This window comes from Oceanospirillum sp. (genome assembly GCF_982874595.1).
Window position 1 is genome coordinate 1 of sequence record NZ_CEYNZH010000050.1, and the last position, 21322, is coordinate 21322.

Genomic DNA, 21322 nt, shown 5'->3' on the forward strand with positions numbered 1-21322 from the left:
CGACGGTTACGTGGATCTGTAAGTAATGGGTGACACAGAACTATGAACACCCTCGCTTAATTATTTTTTAATACAGACAAAATGCTCATTTGTTAACCCATGAAACCCTAAAGATTCTAACTTGGCCTTATCATCTGATTTACCGCCCCATAAGATTATAAGATTCTCCTGAGCAAGAATATCTCTTGCTCCCCCATTCCCTCGAATACGTTTCATGTAGTCTTTTTGACGCGCAACACATTCAACTAATCTTCGACTTATAATCTCATTCTGAAAGCTTCGAAATAAGTTTGCTAGCCTTGTCGCTCCACCGTTAGCAAGTAATATACTATTTCTTAATTTTTCATCCATATGCAAAAAGAAATTCTTAGGCAGCTTTCCATCTTTGATTAGCCATAGAATTTCTTTTTTTCCTTCTTTTGAAATTGTTCTCTTACCATCTCTGTTCTTTCCTGCATTTAAAACCCTATCTCTACAGATAATCAATCCAAAAACGAACGTGGATTTGTTGTCATTTTCTTGAAGAAGAATACAAATTTCATTAATAGCTTCACTGGGTATCGTCCAGTTGTTGCCAATCGTATTCTTTACGTCTACCTCTTTGCCTTGGATAGATAGGTCTAGTTTTTTTCCTTTTGATAGTCCGAAGGTGTCACGAAATACAATTTCGACTTTGGTGCCAATATATGTTTTTTCAGTTTTTTCCAATTCGTCAATGCTGTATCTGTTTGTCCTAGGCATATCTATTACTTCATCAAGAGCTGAACGAAGCATATCACCAATAATGATTTCTAGATTTTCCTCGCTATTTGGAAAAGACATGAAGAACTCATAAACACTTTTTAGTTCCGAGTTATCAGGATTGTTTGTAAAATACTCATTCAAATGGTTTTCATTGTTTATATTAGTCATATATATATCTAATGCTGGTAATTTTTCTTTGGCACTTAACATTTCAATATCAGGCGTGCGCGTTTTGACGATTTCAATATACCGTCTCAAAATGAGGAAAGACTCTAATTAGAAAGGAAAAATCCGTTTTCTGATCTGACTGCTTCCCTGCTAAACGCGCATGCGCGTTATCACAAATAACCATGCGCCTGTTATTTCGGTCAAGATTTCTATAATTCATTGTTTTGCAGCTTATCCAGTTTTACCACGCTGGTAAACCGAGCATTAAGTCGGACAAAGCGAGCACGTTTTTCTGCAAAGCCCAAAATATACTGTATATCTACCCAAATTAAGCAAATATTCACACGACGGGTGACTGGCGGAATATGGCACCGTAAGATTACAGAGTATTTATTCCCACGCGGAGCGGTGGGAACGAGAGGGCGCAGTAGTTAGTGACGAAACCACAGAAACCAAAAAAGCCCGCTGTTTACAGCTCCCATTGGGAGGGTAAACAGCGGACTTTTGCTTTCCCGCCATGTAACGGGAACAGTCCAATAAGAGTCAGTGTTTAGCTGTCACTCTCACCGGTATTAAAACGTTCGCGCAGGATACGCAGGAACAATTCACGGGGTTTGCTTGGCTGTGCGGTTTTCTTCCAGATGGCGGTCATCGGCAGTTCGTAGTAACGCTCTTCCGGTGTCAGGGGCTGGATCACGCCGTCATCAACATAAGACTGCGCATAACCCTCTGGCAGGAAGCCGATAAACTTGCCGGACAGGATCATCGCCAGTCGGCCTTCGTAGAAGTACGCCTCGGCAACGCGGTTAAGCCCTGTCATCAGCTCATCGACGGATTCATGGGGCTTAAGACCGGCATGAACCAGCGGCAGGCTGTTCACCAGCTCATCGGTGAGTTCCTCGTCCGGCAGGGCGGCGACTGGATGCTTGCTGCTGATATAAAGGCGGCAGGTATCGCTGAACAGATCGATATAGTCCAGCCCTTCCAGCTTGCGGTGGCAAGGAATAAAGCCGACGTCCGCGCGGTCATTCAGTACCATACGCTCGATCTCCGCCATAGACGCTACATCATTGGCCAGATGCACACCGGGGGCTTCGTCTGCGAAGGTGCCGATCAGATCAGGAAAAGCCAAACGGGGATCAAGACTTACGGTATCTGACAAAACAATTTTCAGTCGACCGGTCAAACTGGAGTTAAGGTTGTTGACCGTCATGCGGAACGCATCCAGCGAGTCCAGCAGGTTCTCGGTCATTTTGTAGATCACCTCCCCCTCTTCCGTTAGGGAGAAACCGGAGCGCCCACGCTTACAGAGCACCAGATTGAGGCGGGATTCAAGGTTGGAAATGTGCAGACTAATGGTCGAGCGGCCGATATTCAGCGCGGTTTCTGCAGCGGAAAAGCCACCGCAATCGGCGACGGTTTTAAATACTTTGAGCTGTTTAATCTCATAGTCACCCACCTGACCCAGTGAGTAGTTCTTCGCACTCTTTGCACTCATAGAAACTGCAACTGCCTGAAAAATAGATGGAATATGGGGTATAAATCCGAGTCTCCAGTGTACCAAATGAGCCTGCCAGATACCCGATATCTGCAAGGATATTTTATTCAGAGGGGGAATTCGACAAAAGTTTGTTGCAAGCAAAACTTTATATTGATTCGGGAAGATTTTTAATCAAAGGGGGGTTAACTATTATTTAACACGTGGATGGCACCTGAGGTTTCCCTCTGATTCATGCTTGCTTGTAATGAATACTCAGGTGGTCGACACCGGTCATTTCGACACCCTGCTGACCGGATACCATTTGGCCCGGTAATCCGCATTTACCGGGCCTTTTTTTACTGCCGTCGTGCAACAGCAGTGAAATGCTTTTCTTGCGAAAAGTGTAAGTTGTTTTTATCCCTCGGAAAGTTGTTTGCCCGGCTGCATCTCTCGCTGCAGGCCGGGCTTTTTTTATCCCGATTTCTCTGCAACCAAGCTGCGCTAACGGTGACTTATGTTTGTCACTTCTGTTGGGTGTTTCAGCACTGTTTGAGTCTTGCTTTTTTCAAGCTTGTTTTTAGATTTTTTCTACTCAAATCATACCGTTACTGAAACCGCCAGCAAACTGAGGATGCGCAGTATACCGCTACTGCACTAAAAACCGATATAACACCAACATCACATTGACAGATGCAAATTCAGGCTATTTAAGCGGCTACTGATAAAAGAGTTCTTATGCCCCTTTCATTTAACGGACAATAAAAAGGCCGCTAATTCAGCGGCCTCGTCTTCATAGCACCCAAGCGGTGCCTTGCCCGATTACAGGCAGCGCTTAAGCACTTCGGCGCTCACCTCTGGGGTGACATCCTGATGCTCACCGAGAGCGATCATGTTGTGTTTTTTAAGTGCCTCAATCATCGCCGGGATATCTTCTTCACCAACGTTGTAATCACTCAAACGGGTTTGAACGCCCAGTGACTCAAAGAAGGCACGGGTTTCTTCGATAGCCCGGTCGATACGCTCATCTTCTGTGCCATGCTCAATACCCTGTACTTCGCGAGCGTACTGCAGCAGTTTTTCACGCTTCTGCTCACGCTTCTCTTCCATCATGGCAGGCAGAATCACGGCCAGAGTCTGACCATGATCCAGTCCGTGCAGAGCGGTCAGTTCATGGCCGATAAAGTGGGTGGACCAATCCTGAGGAACACCCAACCCGATCAGACCGTTCAGCGCCATAGTGGCCGACCACATCACATTGGCACGCACGTTGTAGTTTTTCGGCTCAGAGAGCGCTTTAGGGCCGTTGTCTATCAGAGTACGTAGAATGCCTTCCGCGAAGCGATCCTGAAGATCCGCACCCACCGGAAAGGTCAGGTACTGCTCAACGGTGTGAACAAAGGCATCCACGATACCGTTCGCCACCTGCTTGGCAGGCAAAGAGTAAGTCACCGTCGGATCAAGAATGGCGAACTGAGGATAAAGTGCGCGGCTGTAGAAGGGCATCTTGTCCTGAGTTTCGTAACGGGTAACAACACCGTTCGGGTTACTTTCAGAACCGGTTGCCGGCAGGGTCAGCACCACACCCAGCGGCAGCGCCTTACGAACCCGGGCACCTTCGGTCAGAATGGTCAGCGGGTCGCCCTCAAAGCAGGCAGCACCGGCAATAAACTTGGTGGCATCGGCGACAGAACCACCGCCAACCGCCAGCAAAAACTCGCTGCCATCAGCTTTAATCTGCTCCAGTGCTTTCAGGCAGGTATGAAAACCGGGATTGGGTTCAATACCGCCAAACTCGCTCCACTGATGTTCTGCCAGGGCTGCCGCGACCTGCTCGTAAACACCATTGGTTTTGATACTACCGCCACCGTAAACCACTAATACTTTTTTATCTTTTGGGATAGAGGAAGCGATCTTGCTTATCTGGCCTTCGCCAAAAATCAGTTTGGTTGGGTTCTGAAAACTAAAGTTATACATGACCTTGCCTTTTTTATGTTTATAAGCAGCACCATAAGCGCGTAAATTGCCGCTAGTTTAACAGCCGTTCTGCCAGCCTTCTATGGCAGACGGGTGTTTAAAGTGATCAGAAAGCACTACAAAAGCTATTTAAAATCGAAAAAACATGTATCACCTGGCAGACACCCTATCCAAGTCGGACGACAGCCTTTCAGAGTCAGAATCCACAAATGCCTTCAATGTGGAAAACCATACCGCGAAATCCGTAAATATCCCGGCAAGATCACAGCAAAGTCATCACAAGCACGGAAGAAAGCCTTTTAAACCAGCGAGATAGCTCAACCCAAAGTTGTCCACAGTTTCGGTGAACAATTCTGTGCATAATTCCTGAATAGCAGGATTTGAGCGCGATATTACGCTGGGTTCAGAGCAGTAATGTCAGATTGTGCAACAATTCACCAGCTTAGATACTGTTGAGTACCACCTGACTCTGTCATCGAATCTGTCATCCTATTGCCTTGAATTTTTCAGCAAACTGAAATCCCTCTGCCCTCGTTCAGTCAAAAACCCAACGTAGCTTATAACCTGTGCTTTCGCACGTGCAGCAAAAACGGTAATTCGGACAGCTCAGCCCGGATCTCAGAACCGAACCGAGCCGCCCGCGCAACATCTGGCGCCAAGGTAATTTTGGATATGACCGGAAACGGACGAGGATAAATCATGATCTACCCAGAAAACCGCCGCTGTAACCCTGATCGCTCTACCCAGAAACGCGCTGAGAAGGATCTTCATGGCGCAGCCCTGCCACCGGTTAATGGCCCGCAGGTCTACCGCCATCCTGCTGATGGGGTGATTGCCAAGGCTCTCTTTTCCAAGCCTCTTATATCCAGACACTTTATTTCCAAACCCCTTATATCCAGACACTTTATTTCTAAAGCCAAGGCACCGGATAATCTCTGGCTTAATATCTTCAGGATACAGAAAAGCGCGGGCTACCTTTGCCCTCTGCGGCTGCGTGTGAAAGCAGTGTTAAAACATCTGATCGCTTCTGTTTGTATTGGCGCTTTGGCGCTGTCGACTCAGACACAGGCTGAAGTTTCAGCCAAACCGCTATCCGGCAGCGGCATGCTGACCACAGAGCAGCTGAAGCACCAGTGCCAGCCATTAATGGAAGGCAGTCAGTCGCTAGTGTCAGCATTTCAGTCCGGCCAGTGCAGCAGCTATATTCTCGGTATTTACGATCTGGTGGCGCAGCAATGCCCTCGCCTCAGTATCAGCCGGGATGATGCGGTTCGCAGTACCCTGGTACATCTGAGCGGCCTTGCCGATAACGCTGCCGCTAAGCAGGCACCTGCGGTAAGAACCATCGATCAGTTCCTGTCGAATCAGAGCCAGTGCCTGCCAGTGGCGAGTCTCTAACGGATAGGCAATAAAAAAGGGTGATCCGATGATCACCCTTTCTTTTTCAGCCCTTGTTACCAAGCAACAACGACGCGGTTATTTCGCCATGGAGAGCTGATAAGAGGTAATACCGACCGAGCTTGCCAGATTCAGCGAATCAATACTGCCACTACCCGGAATGGTGTAAGCATCGGCATTAAAGGCCGTTAGCGCGTCAGACGGCACGCCACGGGCTTCATTACCAAACAGATAACACTGGTAATCCGCAAATTGAGGCGCGCTTAACGGCTCGCCCTGCAGATCCAGATACGCAAAGCGGTCAAAACGTGCGGGTAAGTTCTCAAGGGGCACATCCAGCTCAATCGGCAGATGGAAGATCGCCCCCATACTGGAGCGCACCACCTTGGAATTAAACGGATCAACGCTATTCGGGCTGAGCAACAGGCGGAAGTTACCGAACCAGGCCAGCGTACGAATAATCGTGCCCAGATTGCCGGGGTCCTGTACCTCATGCAGATAGATGCAGCGTTCTTTAGATCCGGAAGCCTGTTCAGGCTGAGCACTCAGATCCGGCAGCGGCACACAGGCGATCATGCCCTGAGGGGTTTTGGTATCGCTCATCTGCGCCATCTGTTTTTCGCTAACCACCACCGGCTTAAAAACAGAACCCAGACTGGCAGCCCACTGCTGATGAGCTTCGGTGATATAAAGAGTAACCGCCCCTGCATTTGACTGCTGTTTCAGAGCTTTTTGCAGCTCCAGAATCAGATGTTCGCCCTCCACCAGATAGTGACCCAGCTGTGTTCGATATTTCTTCTGATGGAGCTTTTTAACGTCGTCTAATTTCATTTACCTGCCTATCTGGGCTTGTCGCTGGCTTAGCATCTTGGCCTGCCGGTGTTTTGCAATTCAGGGGCGAAAGTTTACAATACGCGCCGTTTTAACGACAGCAGAGTCACCTCCCCATGGCCAGATCAAAAACCAGTCAGAAATGGCTGGACGAACACGTAAACGACCCTTACGTCAAAAAAGCACAGCTTGATGGCTACCGTTCCCGCGCCAGCTACAAACTGATCGAGATTAACGAGAAAGACAAACTCTACCGCCCCGGCAGTGTTGTCATCGATCTGGGCTCCGCACCCGGTGGCTGGTCTCAGATCGTAGCGCCGGTTGTGGGTGATAATGGCCGTGTGATCGCGTCCGATATTCTGCACATGGACAGCCTGGAAGATGTGACCTTTATTCAGGGTGACTTCACTGAAGAATCGGTCTACAACGAGATTCTGGACGCGCTGAATGGTCAGCCGGTAGACACCGTGATCTCGGATATGGCACCGAATATGAGTGGCGTAAACGCGACCGATCAGTATTCGTCGATGTATCTGGTGGAACTGGCACTGGATATGGCGCGCAATGTGCTGAAACCGGGTGGCAGTTTCTGCGCCAAGGTGTTTCAGGGTGTCGGCTATGATGAGTATCTGAAAGACGTTCGCAGCTCTTTCGATAAGGTGGTGGTGCGTAAACCTTCCGCATCCCGCCCACGTTCCCGTGAAGTGTATCTGGTGGCCAAAGGCTTTAAAGGCTAATCACTTTTAAAAGGCTAACGGTTAAGAAGCACAGAACGAGGTTAAGGGCAAAACGCCCTTAACGCTCCAGCAGATGCAGCTTGTCCGGTACACCGTTCCAGTCATTAGCATCCTCTGGCGGCGCTTTCAGCTGGGTGATGTTAGGCCAGGTCTCGCACAACTCGGCATTGATCTCTTTATAGATCAGTTGTTCCGGCGGCAGTTCGATATCCTGATAGATCGCCTCTGCCGGACACTCAGGCAGACACAAACCGCAATCAATACAGATCACCGGATCAATCACCAGAAAGTTAGGGCCTTCAAAAAAGGCATCCACCGGGCAAACAGGAACACAATCGGTGTACTTGCATTTAATGCAATTGTCGGTCACTACAAAGGCCATTGCGGACTGAAATCTCCATCATTTTTTGTTGGCGGCAAGTGTAATGTAGCTCACTTAAAACTCAAGTTTTTTGCGCCGGAATCCCCTGATCCTGATCGATGACCACCTGTCATCCTTATGGCCCGACTAAAGCCGCGTATTACCGACTTAAAGTCCTGTATTACCTACTTAAGTTCTGTTCTGCCTACCTAAAGCCCGGTAACTGCTTTAGAATGTCCAGCTTCCTTTTAGCACCGTCCTGCAAAGTAAACGAGTACTTTTAATTATGTTGCGCTTAACCGATATCAAACTCCCCCTTAACCATGATGAGCAGGCTCTGGAGCAGGCTATTCTGCAGAAACTGGCCATCGAGAAGCCGCAATTACTGTCATTTAATGTCTTCAAAAGGGGTTATGACGCGCGCAAGAAAAGTGCTATCCAGTTGATCTACACACTGGATGTTGAGGTATCGGATCAGGACGCACTGCTGGCGAAGTTTGAAAAAGATCAGAGCATTCGCATCACGCCGGATATGACCTACAAGTTTGTCGCTGAAGCACCTGCGGATCTGAAAGAGCGCCCGGTGGTGATCGGTCTTGGCCCCTGCGGTCTGTTTGCAGCCCTGATTCTGGCGCAGATGGGCTTTAAGCCGATCGTGCTTGAGCGCGGTAAAGCGGTGCGTGAACGTACCAAAGACACCTTTGGTTTCTGGCGTAAGCAACCACTGAATCCTGAGTCCAACGTACAGTTTGGTGAGGGCGGCGCGGGAACTTTTTCTGACGGTAAGTTATACAGCCAGGTAAAAGACCGCAAGCACTATGGCCGCAAGGTACTGAATGAGTTTGTCGCCGCCGGTGCGCCGGAAGAGATTATGTACGTCAGCAAGCCCCATATCGGCACCTTCCGACTGGTGAATATGGTGGAAAAGATGCGCCAGCAGATTATCGATCTGGGCGGCGAAGTGCGTTTCAGCACCCGGGTTGAAAAACTGGATCTGGATGAAAAAGGCGACGGTTACAAGCTGAAAGGTCTGCACCTGTCCACCGGCGAGTACCTGAAGTGCTCCCGCGTGGTGCTGGCGGTCGGTCACAGTGCCCGTGATACCTTCCAGGCGCTGTACGATCAGGGCGTTTATATTGAAGCCAAGCCGTTCTCGGTGGGCTTCCGCATCGAACACGAACAGAGCATGATCGACGAGTGCCGCTTTGGTGAAAACGCCGGTCACCCGATTCTGGGTGCCGCAGATTATAAACTGGTGCATCACTGCAAAAATGGCCGCAGCGTTTACAGCTTCTGTATGTGTCCGGGGGGTACGGTTGTCGCCGCTACCTCGGAAGAGGGTCGAGTGGTGACCAACGGCATGAGTCAGTACTCCCGTAACGAGCGTAACGCCAACAGCGCCATCGTGGTAGGCATCGAGCCGGAAAAAGATTATCCGGGTCACCCGCTGGCGGGTATCGATCTGCAGCGCGGTCTGGAAGAAGCGGCCTTCAAAGCGGGTGGTGAAAACTATCATGCGCCGGCTCAGCTCATTGGTGATTTCCTGTCCGGCAAGCCAAGTTCTGAACTGGGTGACGTACAGCCATCTTACACGCCGGGGATCACCCTGACCGACCTGAGCAAGGTGGTGCCTGACTTTGTGACCGAAGCGATCCGGGAAGCGATTCCGGCGTTCAACCGTCAGATCCGTGGTTTTGCCAAAGATGATGGTCTGCTGACGGGTGTAGAGACCCGTACCTCTTCGCCGGTGTGCATTAAGCGCGGCAAAGATTATCAGAGTATCAATGTGGAAGGCCTGTATCCGGCAGGTGAAGGTGCCGGTTACGCCGGCGGTATCTGGTCAGCGGGCATCGACGGTATCCGCGTTGCGGAATCACTGGCGTTGGCAGCTCTTGAAGACTAAAACCATTAGACGGTAAAAGCGTCAGCCACAAAAAAGCCAGCCCGCTGAACAGCGGGCTGGCTTTTTGTTTGTCTGGCTTTCTTGATCTGGATAGCGCGGTTTTCTTTGTCTGAATGAAGCAAAAGACAGATCATAGACCTATTCGAACGGCATATCACCAAAAGCACGGTAGGTACGCATAAAGCCCGCTTCCAAGCCGATTGCCGCATCAGCTATTTCCTGATGCGTGCCACTACGCAGCGCCTGACGCAATTTATTCAGCGCCATCTGCTCCTGAGCCACAGCCTGCTTCAGCTCGACAAAACGGTCATCAGTAAAACCGAACAACTCCTGATCAAACTTAGCCCGACTGACATGATGTCGAATCGCTTCCCAACGCGGCCAAACCTGCGCCCAGTTTTTCTGCAACGCCCGGATCTGATCTTTAGTGAACAACTTGCCGGATTTGCTATCGGCCACAGCGATCAAAGCATCCATATAGGGCTTGTAAGCGTTCAGTTCATCAACGTAGTAGTTTATGCCGTTGCGCTCGCGCAGACCGTGCAGGGTAACGGTGACCGCTTCCATCTGCTTCTTAGCGCTTTCCAGATCACCCTGCTGAACATCGATGAAAGCCTCACTGACCATGCCGGAAGCGATATCCAGAAAGTGAGGCCACTCAGGGTCATCACTGTTAACTTCAAATGTGGTGATAAAAGAACTCCACTGTTCAGAGAACTTCATCATGGCATCGCTGGCTGACTGCCGATCACCCTGGTCGATATAGATCACCGCCGGAATATACTGACGATCCATTTCGATGGTGGCCTGTAGTAAAGCCTTATCATTTGCTGAAGCGGTACCGGACATCAGCACGCTCAGCACAACAAGCTGAATAGCGCGCGAAACAAAAGTCCTTAGCCGTTGCAGAACCATTGCTTACTCCTATTAATTCATAATTGATGCAATTATAGCCCAAGCCTGAACAGGATAGATATCCTCTGAAAGCCCATAGCGTATTTGTTTCTGCGTTTAGCAACAGGAACGGAACCCGGGCCTAGCTCTGATGAACCCCTAAAGACAGAAGGTGCTTTTTACAGTTACCGGTTCGCCCCTCTTCCATCAGAATCTCGTACAATCGCCGTCCACCCGGCCCCAGCAGATCCGGATCAGGTATAACAATACTGACGGTTCCGGTGCGGTTGGAGGAAAAGTCCACATCCAACGCAATAAACTCGCCACTGGCCAACTCCTGCAGAACTTCATGGCGGGGTAACCAGCAGAAACCCAGTCCGTGTTTAAGTATCTGTTTGGCCCGTTCAAAGCTGTCTACGGTCCAACGCTGCTCTGACTTGAGCCAGCCCTGTGACTCTGAAGGTTTCTGCGCATTATCTTTGATCACCACCTGCATATGCTTAACCAGCTCCTGCTGGCTGACCGCCTGACCCAGACCTGCCAGCTCATGGCTGTGATGGGTGACCAGCATAAATTCAATCCGGCACAACTCTTCAGAGGTATAACCTTTAGGCACATGGCCGGTAATAGCCAGATCAACGTTGTTGTTCACGATCTGCTCCACACTACCGGTCAGCACGGTATCGATAATCCGGATACGGGTGCCGCGACTCTCCGGATAAAAACGCGCCAACGAACGAAAAAGCAACTCACGGGGATAGATAGCCTCTACACAGATATTCAGCTGAGGCTCCCAACCCATGTCGATATTTTCAGCCAGTTTCTCCAGGCCTTCAGCGGTCTCTGTTAACACGCGGGAACGTCGCAATAAGGCCTCACCCGCCTCAGTCAGAAACGCTTTGCGCCCTTTAACCTGAAGGATATCCACCCCCAGCTGATGCTCCAGCTTTTTAACCGCATGGTTCAGAGAGGACTGACTGCGATGAAGGGCCTCAGCGGCATGGGCATACCCCCCATGATCCACCACAGCCTGCAGAATGCGCCACTGCTCCAGTGTTGTTTTATGACCTGCCATAATGCTTACCTTTCACAGAAACCGAAAAAAACGACAGATTATTCACGAAAAGCACCGAATCTTTCATTTTTATTGGTTTCAGTTCACAACAATTCTATTTCGTAGAATATATAGCACTATTTAATGCAATTTTCTTTCTTTTTGATCGGCATAAAATAGCCTCCATAGCAACAAACCAGATCGGCACTCGGCTTTACCAAACTAATGATGTCTAGCCAATTGAGTGATTTCTGGCCAAACCTAATCTGAGGATATGTCATGAAAAAGTTATTAGTTGTTCATTCCAGCCCTAAAAGCAGCCAATCTGTTACCCGTGATCTGACCACTGAGTTTGTTGATAAATGGCAAGCCCGTAACCCTGAAGGTGAAATCGTTAATCGCGATGTAGGTATCAACCCTCCTGCGCACCTGACTGAAGAAACCATTGGTGCTTTCTACACCCCGGCAGAGCAGCGTACCGAAGCACAGAACAAAGCACTGGCAGTATCTGACGAACTGATTGCAGAACTGCGTGAAGCCGATGAGATTGTTATCGCGTCTCCAATGCACAACTTCACCATTACCTCTGGTCTGAAGACCTGGATTGATCAGGTTGCCCGTGTTGGTGAAACCTTCCAGTACACCGAACAGGGTCCTGAAGGCTTGTTGAAAGACCGTCCGGTGTATGTGATCACCGCAAGTGGTGGTGACTATCGCCCGCACACGGCAATCGCATTCCTGAACCACCAGGACACCTACCTGAAAGTAGCACTGAACTTTATTGGTCTGCAGGATATCCGTCTGGCACAGGCTGCAGGTGTTGCCGCTGGCGAAGCGCCGATCAATGAAGCCCGCGAAGCGATGACCGAAGCGATGAGCGCTTAATCGATCATAATCGTATCAGGGGCCTGAACCGTCCCAGAGCAACCCCACCGGACACAGCCTGGCGTTAGCCACCTGCTGTTCCGCGCTCGGAAACACCCTCTGCAAGCCGCCATTGCGCTGAATTGCAGAGGGTGTTTTTTTCAGTTCAAAAATAAGTGTTTCAGCCAGTGGATTATGGTCGTACACTCCGCCTCTCAGCGATAAATCGATACTTCTGTACTTATGTACTTCTGTTGTTACTTGTTACTGCCCACGCTTCTATTACAGCATAAGGATCATCAAGGAGAGTCCAATGCCTGTGTCATCCGGTTTAATTCATGCGTATCTTTTTAATGATCAGAAGGGAAAAACCCTGACGACCGATGAGATCCATCAGTGGCAACCGGAACAGGGGTTATTGTGGCTGCATCTGGATTACACCAACGAAGAGGTTCAGCACTGGCTGCTACAGGAATCCGGCCTTGAACCTGTGGTCGCAGAAGCTTTAACCGCAACCGAAACCCGGCCGCGCTGCACACCTTTTAACAGCGGCCTTCTGTTGCTGCTCAGAGGTGTCAACCTGAACCCGGAGGCAGATCCGGATGACATGGTTTCAATCCGCCTCTGGGTCGAAAAGAACCGCATCATCAGCACCCGCAAGCGCCAGCTGCAGTCGATCCAGGACCTGTTGTCTCAGATTCATAACCATCAGGCTCCGGCTACCAGCGGTGAATTTATTGCCGACCTGACCGACAACCTGACCTGGCGGATGCGGGAAACCATGGAAGGCTACGAGGAAACACTGGCCGATCTGGAAGAGCGCGTGCTGACCGGTGGTCATGATGAGGTCAAAGTCGAACTCTCTGCCCTTCGCCGACAGATTATTACCCTGCGGCGCTACCTGGCTCCTCAACGGGATGCCCTGACACGCCTGCACACTGAACGCTTCAGCGGCCTGAGCGAAGCCGAGCGCTTACAGGTACGGGAGACCACCGACCGTCTGATCCGCTATCTGGAAGATCTGGATGCAATGCGCGAACGCGCCGTGGTGATCCAGGAAGAGCTGCTCAGCCAACTGTCGGAACTGGGCAACCAGCGAGTCTATCTGCTGTCAATGATCACCGCTGTGTTTCTGCCGCTGGGTTTTCTCACGGGCCTTTTGGGTATCAACGTGGGCGGCATGCCGGGAACCGACAGTCCAGAGGCTTTCTGGTGGGTCAGCGGTGGTCTGTTTAGTGCGGCAATTGTTCTGACCTTGCTGCTTCGTCGCAAAAAATGGCTATAATGCCCGGCTTAAGATCACTGACTGAACACCCGCTGAGGAAATCCCCATGGCCACTGCCTGCGCACGACACATTCTGGTAAAAACCCGCGAACAGGCGGAAGTCATTAAAAAGAAACTGGCCGTCGGTGGTGATTTTGCCAAACTGGCCAAACAGCACTCTATCTGCCCATCCGGCAAGAAAGGCGGTGATCTGGGAGAGTTTCGACGTGGCGCGATGGTGAAACCGTTCGATAATGTGGTGTTTACCAAACCGGTCCTTAAGGTTCATGGCCCGGTGAAAACCAAGTTTGGTTTCCACCTGATTGAAACCATCTACCGAAACGATTAAACCTCTCAGTGAAGCTTATCGCTTAGAAAATCATCTCCATCACAAGTGATGCTATTCAGCGAACAATACCGGTTAACTGACGGTCAAGACGAATAAAATATTCCCTGAGAAAATCCAGCAGCAGCCTCAGTTTCTTAGAGGCTGCATTGCCCGGAGGGAAGACCCCGTAGATGTCGATAGGGCTAAGCGCATAGTCATCCATTACTGTTTCCAGATGACCCGCTTCTATTCGCGGTCCGGCATCATACAGGGGAATACGCCCTAACCCATGACCACCCTCGATAAACGCGGTACGCGCTGCCGCATTGTTGGTACTTATTCCCCCTTTTAAAGCCACGCTGTAAGACCGCCCGCCCCTTTGTAAGGTCAGTATATCTGAGGTTCGCTTGTAGATGACCCAGCGGTGATGACCCAGTTCAGTTGGATTTACAGGTCGCCCGTGCTTTTTAAAATACGACGGCGCACCACACAAACAGGTGGGTAAGGTGGTTAAACGGGCGGCCTGTAAGCCGGAGTCCGGTAAAGGAGCCCCCCGAATCGCCAGATCAATCCCTTCCTGCATGATATTGATGACTTCATCACTGAGCATCACATCCAGCACAATCTTAGGGTAAAGATTTTTGAACTCATTCAGGGCAGGTACCACCAACTGAAGTCCGGCATTGACCGGGCAGGTAATTTTAATCAGCCCCTGTGGTTCATCTTTCAGCGCTTCCATCTGTTGCTGCGCCTGCAACGCTTGCGCTGCAATAATCCGGCAGGACTGGTAATAAACCGCCCCGGCCTCGGTAAGATTGATCGCCCGGGTAGAGCGATTGAGCAGTTTCACCTCAAGCTGTTCTTCCAGTTTCTTCAGGTGATAGCTCACGACCGCACGGGATAGCCCAAGGCGTTTAGCCGCGGCAGTCAGATTACCCTGCTCCACCACCTGCGCAAATACCACCATACTTTTTAACTGTTCAAAGGAAATATTCATCTTAAGACCCGGACTCAACTTGAGACACACCGCACCGCCTAATTGTATCAATAATTAAACCATTGAAGTCAATTTAGCTCGTATTGTTCAGCATAGAATCAAGACGTAAACTCCCGAACAAGATTTCAGGTTATCTGAAAACACCTAGCCACAGAGTCGTTGATGCGGCTCCGGGAGATATCGATATGAGCGCGTTAAGTAATAAAAAAGTATTAATGGTTTTAACCTCTCACTCAGCTCTGGGGGATACCGGTGAAACCACGGGGTTCTGGGTGGAAGAGTTTGCGACACCTTACTATGCACTGGTTGATGCGGGCGTTCAGGTGACTCTGGCCTCTCCGGCGGGTGGTCAGCCTCCGGTTGATCCGAAGAGTGAACTGGAAGATTTTCAGACTGACGATACCCGTCGTTTTGATCAGGATGCTGACGCAAAAGCCCTGCTGGCTAACACCCTTAAGCTGGCTGATATCAATGCTGATGATTTTGATGCCGTATTTTATCCGGGCGGGCACGGCCCACTGTGGGACCTGACGGACAACCCGACCTCTATCGCTCTGATCGAACGTTTTCTGGCAACTCAGAAACCCGTCGCCACGGTATGCCACGCCTCGGCAGCCCTGCTGAATATCAAAGATGACTCCGGCAACTATGCGGTCAAAGGCAAGGCCGTTTCCGGCTTTACCAATAGCGAAGAAGATGCCGTTCAGCTGACTGAGGTGGTGCCATTTCTACTGGAAGATGAGTTTATCAAACGCGGTAGTGATTTTCAGAAAGCTGGTGATTGGCAGGCCTTTGCGGTGCAGGATGGATTGCTGATCAGCGGACAGAACCCGATGAGTTCTGCTCTGACGGCACAGAAGTTACTAAAAGCGCTCTGATCATTCAGCACTTAATCCGCTAATACCAGTAGCTTAATCAGCCAAGACTAACAAAGGAGGTCGTCCCGATGGGCGACCACCTGATTACGGCCATTCTTCTTCGCCTGGTAGAGCGCCTGATCCGCATCTTTAACAATCTGCCAGACGGGCTTGACTCCATCAAAGCTTGAATAACCGATGGACATTGTCAGCTGTATCGTTTCACCTTCGTATTCGGTTTTAAGCTGGCTAATCCCTTCTCTCAGACGATTCAGCAGCTCTTTGGCTTCCTCAGGGGATGTCGAAGGCAGAAGCAGTAAAAACTCTTCCCCACCGTATCGGCCCACACTGTCCGATTCCCGGACTGAAGCCATCAGAAAATCTGCAACCGATTTCAGAGCTCTATCGCCAGCCAGATGGCCATAGGTGTCATTGATCGCTTTAAAAAAGTCGATATCCAGCATCGCCAGAATATAAGGCGTGTTGTGACGAACTGACGCTGCATGATTTTTATCGAGAATTAAACCGATTGACCGACGGTTAATAAGACCGGTCAACGCATCAAACGAGTTTTGCTGACTGACAATGGTATCCCGCATTCGGTTTAATAACTGATCCAGTTGCGCTTTACGGCTACCCAAGGTACGAAAACCCGCTAACGAAACCGCCTGATTTTTTTGGTATTGCAACACCAAATCCCTTGCGGCATCGTGCATCTCCTTGTGGGTCGATTCGATCACCGAAAACTCAGGTGTCGCACGGATCGCCTCAGAGACACTTTGGTAATACCAGCAACCAAAACCGCATTTGGTATGTGCCAGAGGATCTGTGATCTGCTCATTGAATGGTTGATTGCAAACGAGCCCTTCTAACAAAGACTCATACCATTTACGGTGATTGATAACGGCACATTCTAAAATATCGATCGCCTCATTGATCTCATCAGAACTAAAGCTGTATCGGGTACTCATGGGCATCTCCAGCGATTTCGTCCTTTCACCCTAACAGGTATCGGCTCTTTACTAATTGATTTGGCAGCATATTTGAATGATCCATAAAAAAACCTGCACAGGGCAGGCTTTTTGACTTCCGGATAAAGGGGCTACCACATCAGGTCATCAGGAATCTGGAAATCTGCGTACGGATCATCCTCTTCCGCATCACCGGTATCCGGTGCTTTCTCATTCAGCACAATCGGCCAGTCCGGCTCACGCTGCAGAATCTTCTCTGCAACCTTAGGTGGAATCAGTTCAAAACGGCCTTCCAGCTCGGCAATCGCCAGACGACCTTTCGCCAGCTGATCCGAGATCTTAGGCTGAACGTTGATCTTCTTAACCTTCTTATCCATCACGAAGTTATGGGCAAGATCACCGGCGAAATTTTCCAGGCGGTTCATTTCGATCAGTTGCTTCACCTGAGCTTTAACCGCTTTTTTCTCTTCTTCGGCTTTACGCTCAAGGTTTAACAGGCGGTCACGCTCTGCTTTGTCTTTGCGCTGCTGTTCTGCGCGCAGTTTGACTTCATCTTCCTGACCGGTTGTGCGTTTAACCTTGGCCTGTTTTTTCTTGTGATTCTCTGCCTGTTTAACCTTTTTCTTGTTGGTTAAACCGGCTTTCAATAGCTGATCCTGCAGGGATTTGCTCATAGATCTGACCGTATTTCCATTATCAAAAAAATTGCTGCTGAGTATCGGACTCATTTAACTGGGGCATATTATCCCTGTTTTTAGCTCAGGATTCATCCGTACAGACGTATGAAACAGCACTTACTCCTCTGCAGCCCGTTTCTCGGCTACTAAACGCTGGGCCTCGCTGATCTGGGGCATCTTCTCCTCGATCCAGTTGGCGATACCTGCAACCTGCTCGGCGGCCTCCTCCCCCAGCGTGGAAAGCGAGTATTCCACATGGGGAGGCACCACCGGATACGAGTGTCGCAGCACAAAGCCGTCACTTTCCAGTGACTGCAGGGTTTGCGCCAGCATCTTCTCACTGACACCTTTGATCTTACGGCGCAGGTCGCTAAAACGCAGGGTATTGCCCTGCAGCGCTACCAGAATCAGTACACCCCAGCGGCTGGTGATATGTTTGAGTACATCCCGCGACGGGCACTTGTCTGAAAAGAGATCTCCCCGCCGGAAGCGCTCGGTAAAGCTGGCGTTATCTTCAACTGTTGAAGAATCGGAAACACTCTTTTTATCCCGTGTGGCAACCATTTCAATACTTACCTTTTTGTACGTACTTACTAAAGGTAAGTATCATTGATAACCTGTCCTCAATGCAACACAACACGCTTTCTACCCAATCGTTAATATCATTATTGAGGAAAAAACTATGATTCTGGTAACAGGTGCAACTGGTCAACTGGGCCGTCTGGTGATTGAACAACTGCTTAAAACTGAAGTTCCTGAGTCCATCATCGCGGCAGTACGCTCTCCTGAAAAGGCAGCAGATCTGGCTGAGAAAGGCGTTAAGGTTCGCGCGATGGATTACACCAACCCGGCCAGTATTCAGACCGCTCTTAAGGGTACTGAGAAAATGCTGCTGATCTCCTCCAGCGAAGTGGGTCAGCGATTCCCGCAGCACAAAAACGTCATTGATGCAGCAAAAGCTGAGGGCGTTTCTCTGCTAGCTTACACCAGTATTCTGAATGCCAAAGAGAGCAATCTGGGACTGGCAGCAGAGCACGTACAAACTGAAGCGGCTCTGGCTGAATCCGGTATGCCTCATGTTCTGCTACGTAACGGCTGGTACACAGAGAACTATCTGGCCAGCATTCCGCCAGCACTGGAGTTTGGTGCCTTTATCGGCTCAGCTAAAGAAGGCCGTATCGCTTCTGCCGGTCGGATCGATTACGCAGCTGCCGCCGCTACGGTGCTGACCAGCGAAGGTCATGCAGGCAAGGTTTACGAACTGGCGGGTGATGAGAGCTACACCCTGACCGAGCTGGTTGCCGAGCTGAACAAACAAACAGACAAGTCTGTTGTTTATCAGGATTTGCCAGAAGCAGAGTTTGCGGCAGCTCTTAAAGGTGCAGGTTTACCAGACGGTCTGGCGGATATGCTGGCGGATTCTGATGCCGCTGCAGCTGAAGGCGGTCTGTTTGATAACAGCAAAACCCTGAGCCAGCTAATCGGTCGCCCGACGACATCACTGGCCAACCTAATGGCCGATGCTCTAAAGGCTTAACACTAATCGTTAAAGGCTTAATCTTAAGCGCTATCAGTTATGCTCCCTACGTGTGACGGATCTGCCCATCCGCCATACGCAGGAACAGAAACAAAACAGCCCGCAACTGCGGGCTGTCTCATTTTTCCTGAAGCTCACGGCTCATCTGGGCTGCAGACTTGCGACCTTCTCGTTTATCTGCTCTTCGGTCAGTACACTCCGATGCAGCCCAACCTGTTCACCCTGGGCGTTATAAAACAGGGTAGTCGGCAGTGCCATACTGGCGGTCACCTGCGCCAGCTGAGTTTTGCTGTCTAACAGAACATTACTCAGGGTCAGCCCCGCATTAGCCATAAAAGCATTAACGGTTTCGGTATGCTCGCCCTGATTGACAAAAACAAAGGTGATCCCGGGATTATCCTTCTGCGCCTGTTCAAACAAAGGCATCTCACGAATACAGGGCGGGCACCAGGTTGCCCACAAATTGACGACCATAGGTTTTCCCTCTGCTATCTGATCCAGTGTCACCATCTCACCGGTGAGGGTTTGCAGCTTAACATCCGGCCGTGCACCGGATTTATGTTCCATCAGGGCGATCAGAGCGGCCATCGCAGCCATAATCAGCACCACCGCAAGCCCAACCCAAAGCAGTGGCTTTATAAAACGTTTCATCTTGATCACCCTTAATCAGCGATGGCGCTGATAATACTCAAGCAGTTTCCGGGACTGCTGATAGTTATATTGACGGACAATTTTTTGCGAAAAGAAAAGCTGAGGCAACTCATACAGCAGCATAAAAGCCAGCAGAATCAGCAGCCAGACATAACCCAATAACCAGCCCAGAATTGCAATACACAACAGGCTGAACTCCAGCGCAAACAGCCGGTATTTTCTCAGATAAAGATGATGAAATCCCCCGAGAAAGAGCCAGTTGAGTGCCGCATAGGTATCCGGGTCTTTCAGACAGGCGGACTGCTCACGATAAAAGTCGCGGCGCTGCTCATCCCCCAGCGCATTGATCTGCTGACGTAAGGCTTCATCCTGATCATCCAGCTCCTGCCAGGATTGTCGTATTGCCATCAGGGCACCTCGTCTCTGATTTTGTCCACCAGATCCGGCTGATTGCAACGCCGGATACGTGACAGACCCAGCCGCCAGCCCCGAACAACACCATAACGCTCGATGGACTGACGGGTATACTCCGAACAACTCGGCTCAAAATTGCACTCGATATTCAGCAGACGCTTTGAGCCGCCACGGCGCTGATATCCGCGAATAAGCCATAAAGAGCACTTCTTAAACCATAAAGAGCACATCTGCAGCACGCTTAACGCCCCAGCGTCATAATGACCGCTTCACGGTTCCAGAACAGCAGGAAGCGTTTGCGCTCCACCACCTGAAACACCAGCTGCCAGCCATCCTGCGCGTAGCGGTTCAGCGCCGCCTCCATTTTCTGAATCGGCAAACCACTGGCACCGAGAAAAATCGTGCCGCAGCCACCTTCAACAATATGAACGACTTTATATTCCTTAAATGTTGCCATCTTGGCTCTCCCGTAGATGTTGTCTGGTCAGTTATCAATCTTCGTTCAGTGGGGAAACACCTTGTCCAGTGTGTAGACTTCCGGCTGAACGGCTTCGGACTGAACGGTCTCGGCCGGTTGCAGACTGACCTGCAGCATCTTCTCTGCAACCTGATCACCCCGAATAGGCCAGTAACGGCGTAAACCCGGTAACCAGCAAAGAGCGGGCATCAGCCATCGGGCAAGGGTTTCCCCCAAACGAAAATCAGGACGCTCCCCTAACAGCAATGAGGGCTGAAATACCGAGATCCGTTTAAAGGGTAAGTCCGCAATCTGCGCTTCCAGCTCGCCCTTCATCTTCAGGTATGAACTGGCGCTTTTGCCATTAGCGCCACTTGAGGACACCAACAGATAGTGAGACACCCCATTGGCAGAAGCGTTCTGAGCAGCCTGCAGCTGGTAGTCCAGATCCACCCGACGCTGAGCCGATACCGAACCCGCCTGTTTCAGCGTGGTGCCCAGACATGAAAACAGGCAATCCCCCTGAAACAGATGACGGGCGCTATCCAGCTGCTCAAAATCCACCACATGATTGATCACCTTACGGGCGTTCTCATCCGCCACGGAGGCCATATCGGGACGCCGAGTCACCGTCACCACCTGATCAAAGGCCTCACTGGCAGCCAGTTTCGTCACCAAAGCCCTGCCCACAACACCGGTTGCACCGATCACTATCGCTGTTTTGCCCATACATCCCCTTCACGTATTAAGCTGATGAAACA

24 protein-coding genes are annotated in these 21322 nt (G+C 50.3%); 8 read left to right on the forward strand and 16 right to left on the reverse strand.

Going from position 1 to position 21322, the window contains the following annotated elements; all coding sequences use genetic code 11:
• Positions 1 to 60: 60 nt before the first annotated feature.
• From AC4GL5_RS15310 to AC4GL5_RS15320, 3 genes are all read right to left on the reverse strand, one after another.
• A complete protein-coding gene (locus AC4GL5_RS15310) occupies positions 61 to 954 on the reverse strand; it encodes a NaeI family type II restriction endonuclease (RefSeq protein ID WP_490383670.1) in 894 nt (297 codons plus the stop codon).
• A 508-nt stretch (positions 955 to 1462) separates the two neighbouring features.
• A complete protein-coding gene (locus tag AC4GL5_RS15315) occupies positions 1463 to 2410 on the reverse strand; it encodes a LysR family transcriptional regulator (RefSeq protein ID WP_490383671.1) in 948 nt (315 codons plus the stop codon).
• Positions 2411 to 3211: 801 nt separating this feature from the next.
• Positions 3212 to 4366, reverse strand: coding sequence for an iron-containing alcohol dehydrogenase (locus AC4GL5_RS15320; protein ID WP_490383672.1), 1155 nt, complete (start codon positions 4364 to 4366; stop codon positions 3212 to 3214).
• 699 nt (positions 4367 to 5065) lie between these two features.
• On the opposite strand from AC4GL5_RS15320, the gene AC4GL5_RS15325 reads away from it, so the two are divergent.
• Entirely contained in the window at positions 5066 to 5764 is a 699-nt protein-coding gene (locus tag AC4GL5_RS15325) for a hypothetical protein (protein WP_490383673.1), read from the forward strand.
• 78 nt (positions 5765 to 5842) lie between these two features.
• Here AC4GL5_RS15325 and AC4GL5_RS15330 read toward each other — a convergent pair whose 3' ends face one another.
• A complete protein-coding gene (locus AC4GL5_RS15330) occupies positions 5843 to 6595 on the reverse strand; it encodes a TrmH family RNA methyltransferase (protein ID WP_490383674.1) in 753 nt (250 codons plus the stop codon).
• A gap of 116 nt (positions 6596 to 6711) precedes the next feature.
• Between AC4GL5_RS15330 and rlmE the strand changes: the two genes are divergently transcribed.
• Positions 6712 to 7332 (forward strand): 23S rRNA (uridine(2552)-2'-O)-methyltransferase RlmE, encoded by a 621-nt coding sequence (gene rlmE, locus AC4GL5_RS15335; protein ID WP_490383675.1) that lies wholly within the window; start codon positions 6712 to 6714, stop codon positions 7330 to 7332.
• A gap of 58 nt (positions 7333 to 7390) precedes the next feature.
• Here the strand turns inward: rlmE and fdxA are convergent, their stop codons facing one another.
• Entirely contained in the window at positions 7391 to 7714 is a 324-nt protein-coding gene (gene fdxA / locus AC4GL5_RS15340) for a ferredoxin FdxA (protein ID WP_490383676.1), read from the reverse strand.
• A 265-nt stretch (positions 7715 to 7979) separates the two neighbouring features.
• On the opposite strand from fdxA, the gene AC4GL5_RS15345 reads away from it, so the two are divergent.
• A complete protein-coding gene (locus AC4GL5_RS15345) occupies positions 7980 to 9596 on the forward strand; it encodes an NAD(P)/FAD-dependent oxidoreductase (protein WP_490383677.1) in 1617 nt (538 codons plus the stop codon).
• A gap of 138 nt (positions 9597 to 9734) precedes the next feature.
• On the opposite strand, the gene AC4GL5_RS15350 is transcribed toward AC4GL5_RS15345, so the two are convergent.
• On the reverse strand, positions 9735 to 10511 hold the full coding sequence (locus AC4GL5_RS15350; protein WP_490383678.1) for a hypothetical protein: 777 nt from the start codon (positions 10509 to 10511) through the stop codon (positions 9735 to 9737).
• Positions 10512 to 10632: 121 nt separating this feature from the next.
• Positions 10633 to 11565 carry a LysR family transcriptional regulator gene (locus AC4GL5_RS15355; RefSeq protein ID WP_490383679.1) on the reverse strand — a complete coding sequence of 311 codons (933 nt, stop codon included), beginning with the start codon at positions 11563 to 11565 and terminating at the stop codon, positions 10633 to 10635.
• Between the two features lie 258 nt (positions 11566 to 11823).
• Here AC4GL5_RS15355 and AC4GL5_RS15360 point away from each other — a divergent pair, with 258 nt between their 5' ends.
• The 3 genes from AC4GL5_RS15360 to AC4GL5_RS15370 all read left to right on the forward strand — a co-directional run bounded on the left by AC4GL5_RS15360 (position 11824) and on the right by AC4GL5_RS15370 (position 14021).
• Positions 11824 to 12429: an FMN-dependent NADH-azoreductase gene (locus AC4GL5_RS15360; RefSeq protein ID WP_490383680.1), complete on the forward strand. Its 606-nt coding sequence runs from the start codon at positions 11824 to 11826 to the stop codon at positions 12427 to 12429.
• A gap of 292 nt (positions 12430 to 12721) precedes the next feature.
• On the forward strand, positions 12722 to 13693 hold the full coding sequence (locus tag AC4GL5_RS15365) for a zinc transporter ZntB (protein WP_490383681.1): 972 nt from the start codon (positions 12722 to 12724) through the stop codon (positions 13691 to 13693).
• Positions 13694 to 13739: 46 nt separating this feature from the next.
• Positions 13740 to 14021 carry a peptidylprolyl isomerase gene (locus AC4GL5_RS15370; RefSeq protein ID WP_490383682.1) on the forward strand — a complete coding sequence of 94 codons (282 nt, stop codon included), beginning with the start codon at positions 13740 to 13742 and terminating at the stop codon, positions 14019 to 14021.
• 55 nt (positions 14022 to 14076) lie between these two features.
• Here the strand turns inward: AC4GL5_RS15370 and AC4GL5_RS15375 are convergent, their stop codons facing one another.
• Positions 14077 to 14997, reverse strand: a complete 921-nt coding sequence (locus tag AC4GL5_RS15375; RefSeq protein WP_490383683.1) for a LysR family transcriptional regulator — start codon at positions 14995 to 14997, stop codon at positions 14077 to 14079.
• 185 nt (positions 14998 to 15182) lie between these two features.
• Here AC4GL5_RS15375 and AC4GL5_RS15380 point away from each other — a divergent pair, with 185 nt between their 5' ends.
• A complete protein-coding gene (locus tag AC4GL5_RS15380; protein WP_490383684.1) occupies positions 15183 to 15875 on the forward strand; it encodes a type 1 glutamine amidotransferase domain-containing protein in 693 nt (230 codons plus the stop codon).
• A 47-nt stretch (positions 15876 to 15922) separates the two neighbouring features.
• Here AC4GL5_RS15380 and AC4GL5_RS15385 read toward each other — a convergent pair whose 3' ends face one another.
• The 3 genes from AC4GL5_RS15385 to AC4GL5_RS15395 form a co-directional block, all read right to left on the reverse strand.
• Complete coding sequence (locus tag AC4GL5_RS15385) at positions 15923 to 16825, reverse strand: diguanylate cyclase (RefSeq protein WP_490383685.1); 903 nt, start codon at positions 16823 to 16825, stop codon at positions 15923 to 15925.
• Positions 16826 to 16956: 131 nt separating this feature from the next.
• Positions 16957 to 17499 (reverse strand): DUF2058 domain-containing protein, encoded by a 543-nt coding sequence (locus AC4GL5_RS15390; RefSeq protein ID WP_490383686.1) that lies wholly within the window; start codon positions 17497 to 17499, stop codon positions 16957 to 16959.
• A gap of 120 nt (positions 17500 to 17619) precedes the next feature.
• Positions 17620 to 18066 carry a winged helix-turn-helix transcriptional regulator gene (locus tag AC4GL5_RS15395; protein WP_490383687.1) on the reverse strand — a complete coding sequence of 149 codons (447 nt, stop codon included), beginning with the start codon at positions 18064 to 18066 and terminating at the stop codon, positions 17620 to 17622.
• Positions 18067 to 18184: 118 nt separating this feature from the next.
• Between AC4GL5_RS15395 and AC4GL5_RS15400 the strand changes: the two genes are divergently transcribed.
• Positions 18185 to 19039 carry an SDR family oxidoreductase gene (locus AC4GL5_RS15400; protein WP_490383688.1) on the forward strand — a complete coding sequence of 285 codons (855 nt, stop codon included), beginning with the start codon at positions 18185 to 18187 and terminating at the stop codon, positions 19037 to 19039.
• A 141-nt stretch (positions 19040 to 19180) separates the two neighbouring features.
• Here the strand turns inward: AC4GL5_RS15400 and AC4GL5_RS15405 are convergent, their stop codons facing one another.
• The 5 genes from AC4GL5_RS15405 to AC4GL5_RS15425 are packed head-to-tail and all read right to left on the reverse strand — an operon-like array spanning position 19181 to position 21290.
• Positions 19181 to 19690: a TlpA family protein disulfide reductase gene (locus AC4GL5_RS15405; RefSeq protein WP_490383689.1), complete on the reverse strand. Its 510-nt coding sequence runs from the start codon at positions 19688 to 19690 to the stop codon at positions 19181 to 19183.
• A gap of 15 nt (positions 19691 to 19705) precedes the next feature.
• The gene (locus tag AC4GL5_RS15410; protein WP_490383690.1) at positions 19706 to 20098 is read right to left on the reverse strand and encodes a hypothetical protein; all 393 of its coding nucleotides are present in this window, start codon (positions 20096 to 20098) and stop codon (positions 19706 to 19708) included.
• The gene (gene yidD, locus AC4GL5_RS15415; RefSeq protein WP_490383697.1) at positions 20098 to 20334 is read right to left on the reverse strand and encodes a membrane protein insertion efficiency factor YidD; all 237 of its coding nucleotides are present in this window, start codon (positions 20332 to 20334) and stop codon (positions 20098 to 20100) included. The genes AC4GL5_RS15410 and yidD overlap by 1 nt, the downstream gene beginning before the upstream one ends.
• An 11-nt stretch (positions 20335 to 20345) precedes the next feature.
• Positions 20346 to 20561 carry a DUF4177 domain-containing protein gene (locus AC4GL5_RS15420; RefSeq protein ID WP_490383691.1) on the reverse strand — a complete coding sequence of 72 codons (216 nt, stop codon included), beginning with the start codon at positions 20559 to 20561 and terminating at the stop codon, positions 20346 to 20348.
• Positions 20562 to 20606: 45 nt separating this feature from the next.
• A complete protein-coding gene (locus tag AC4GL5_RS15425; protein ID WP_490383692.1) occupies positions 20607 to 21290 on the reverse strand; it encodes an NAD(P)H-binding protein in 684 nt (227 codons plus the stop codon).
• Positions 21291 to 21322 lie beyond the last annotated feature (32 nt).

Coding starts and splice junctions, on each gene's coding strand:
- AC4GL5_RS15325 (WP_490383673.1), top strand. CDS start 5,066: ATGATCTACCCAGAAAACCGCCGCTGTAACCCTGATCGCTCTACCCAG.
- AC4GL5_RS15410 (WP_490383690.1), bottom strand. CDS start 20,098: ATGGCAATACGACAATCCTGGCAGGAGCTGGATGATCAGGATGAAGCC.
- yidD (WP_490383697.1), bottom strand. CDS start 20,334: ATGTGCTCTTTATGGTTTAAGAAGTGCTCTTTATGGCTTATTCGCGGA.
- AC4GL5_RS15345 (WP_490383677.1), top strand. CDS start 7,980: ATGTTGCGCTTAACCGATATCAAACTCCCCCTTAACCATGATGAGCAG.
- AC4GL5_RS15425 (WP_490383692.1), bottom strand. CDS start 21,290: ATGGGCAAAACAGCGATAGTGATCGGTGCAACCGGTGTTGTGGGCAGG.
- AC4GL5_RS15350 (WP_490383678.1), bottom strand. CDS start 10,511: ATGGTTCTGCAACGGCTAAGGACTTTTGTTTCGCGCGCTATTCAGCTT.
- AC4GL5_RS15385 (WP_490383685.1), bottom strand. CDS start 16,825: ATGAGTACCCGATACAGCTTTAGTTCTGATGAGATCAATGAGGCGATC.
- AC4GL5_RS15375 (WP_490383683.1), bottom strand. CDS start 14,997: ATGAATATTTCCTTTGAACAGTTAAAAAGTATGGTGGTATTTGCGCAG.
- AC4GL5_RS15310 (WP_490383670.1), bottom strand. CDS start 954: ATGTTAAGTGCCAAAGAAAAATTACCAGCATTAGATATATATATGACT.
- AC4GL5_RS15420 (WP_490383691.1), bottom strand. CDS start 20,561: ATGGCAACATTTAAGGAATATAAAGTCGTTCATATTGTTGAAGGTGGC.
- AC4GL5_RS15370 (WP_490383682.1), top strand. CDS start 13,740: ATGGCCACTGCCTGCGCACGACACATTCTGGTAAAAACCCGCGAACAG.
- AC4GL5_RS15395 (WP_490383687.1), bottom strand. CDS start 18,066: ATGGTTGCCACACGGGATAAAAAGAGTGTTTCCGATTCTTCAACAGTT.
- AC4GL5_RS15400 (WP_490383688.1), top strand. CDS start 18,185: ATGATTCTGGTAACAGGTGCAACTGGTCAACTGGGCCGTCTGGTGATT.
- AC4GL5_RS15355 (WP_490383679.1), bottom strand. CDS start 11,565: ATGGCAGGTCATAAAACAACACTGGAGCAGTGGCGCATTCTGCAGGCT.
- AC4GL5_RS15390 (WP_490383686.1), bottom strand. CDS start 17,499: ATGAGCAAATCCCTGCAGGATCAGCTATTGAAAGCCGGTTTAACCAAC.
- AC4GL5_RS15405 (WP_490383689.1), bottom strand. CDS start 19,690: ATGAAACGTTTTATAAAGCCACTGCTTTGGGTTGGGCTTGCGGTGGTG.
- AC4GL5_RS15320 (WP_490383672.1), bottom strand. CDS start 4,366: ATGTATAACTTTAGTTTTCAGAACCCAACCAAACTGATTTTTGGCGAA.
- fdxA (WP_490383676.1), bottom strand. CDS start 7,714: ATGGCCTTTGTAGTGACCGACAATTGCATTAAATGCAAGTACACCGAT.
- AC4GL5_RS15330 (WP_490383674.1), bottom strand. CDS start 6,595: ATGAAATTAGACGACGTTAAAAAGCTCCATCAGAAGAAATATCGAACA.
- AC4GL5_RS15315 (WP_490383671.1), bottom strand. CDS start 2,410: ATGAGTGCAAAGAGTGCGAAGAACTACTCACTGGGTCAGGTGGGTGAC.
- AC4GL5_RS15380 (WP_490383684.1), top strand. CDS start 15,183: ATGAGCGCGTTAAGTAATAAAAAAGTATTAATGGTTTTAACCTCTCAC.
- AC4GL5_RS15365 (WP_490383681.1), top strand. CDS start 12,722: ATGCCTGTGTCATCCGGTTTAATTCATGCGTATCTTTTTAATGATCAG.
- AC4GL5_RS15360 (WP_490383680.1), top strand. CDS start 11,824: ATGAAAAAGTTATTAGTTGTTCATTCCAGCCCTAAAAGCAGCCAATCT.
- rlmE (WP_490383675.1), top strand. CDS start 6,712: ATGGCCAGATCAAAAACCAGTCAGAAATGGCTGGACGAACACGTAAAC.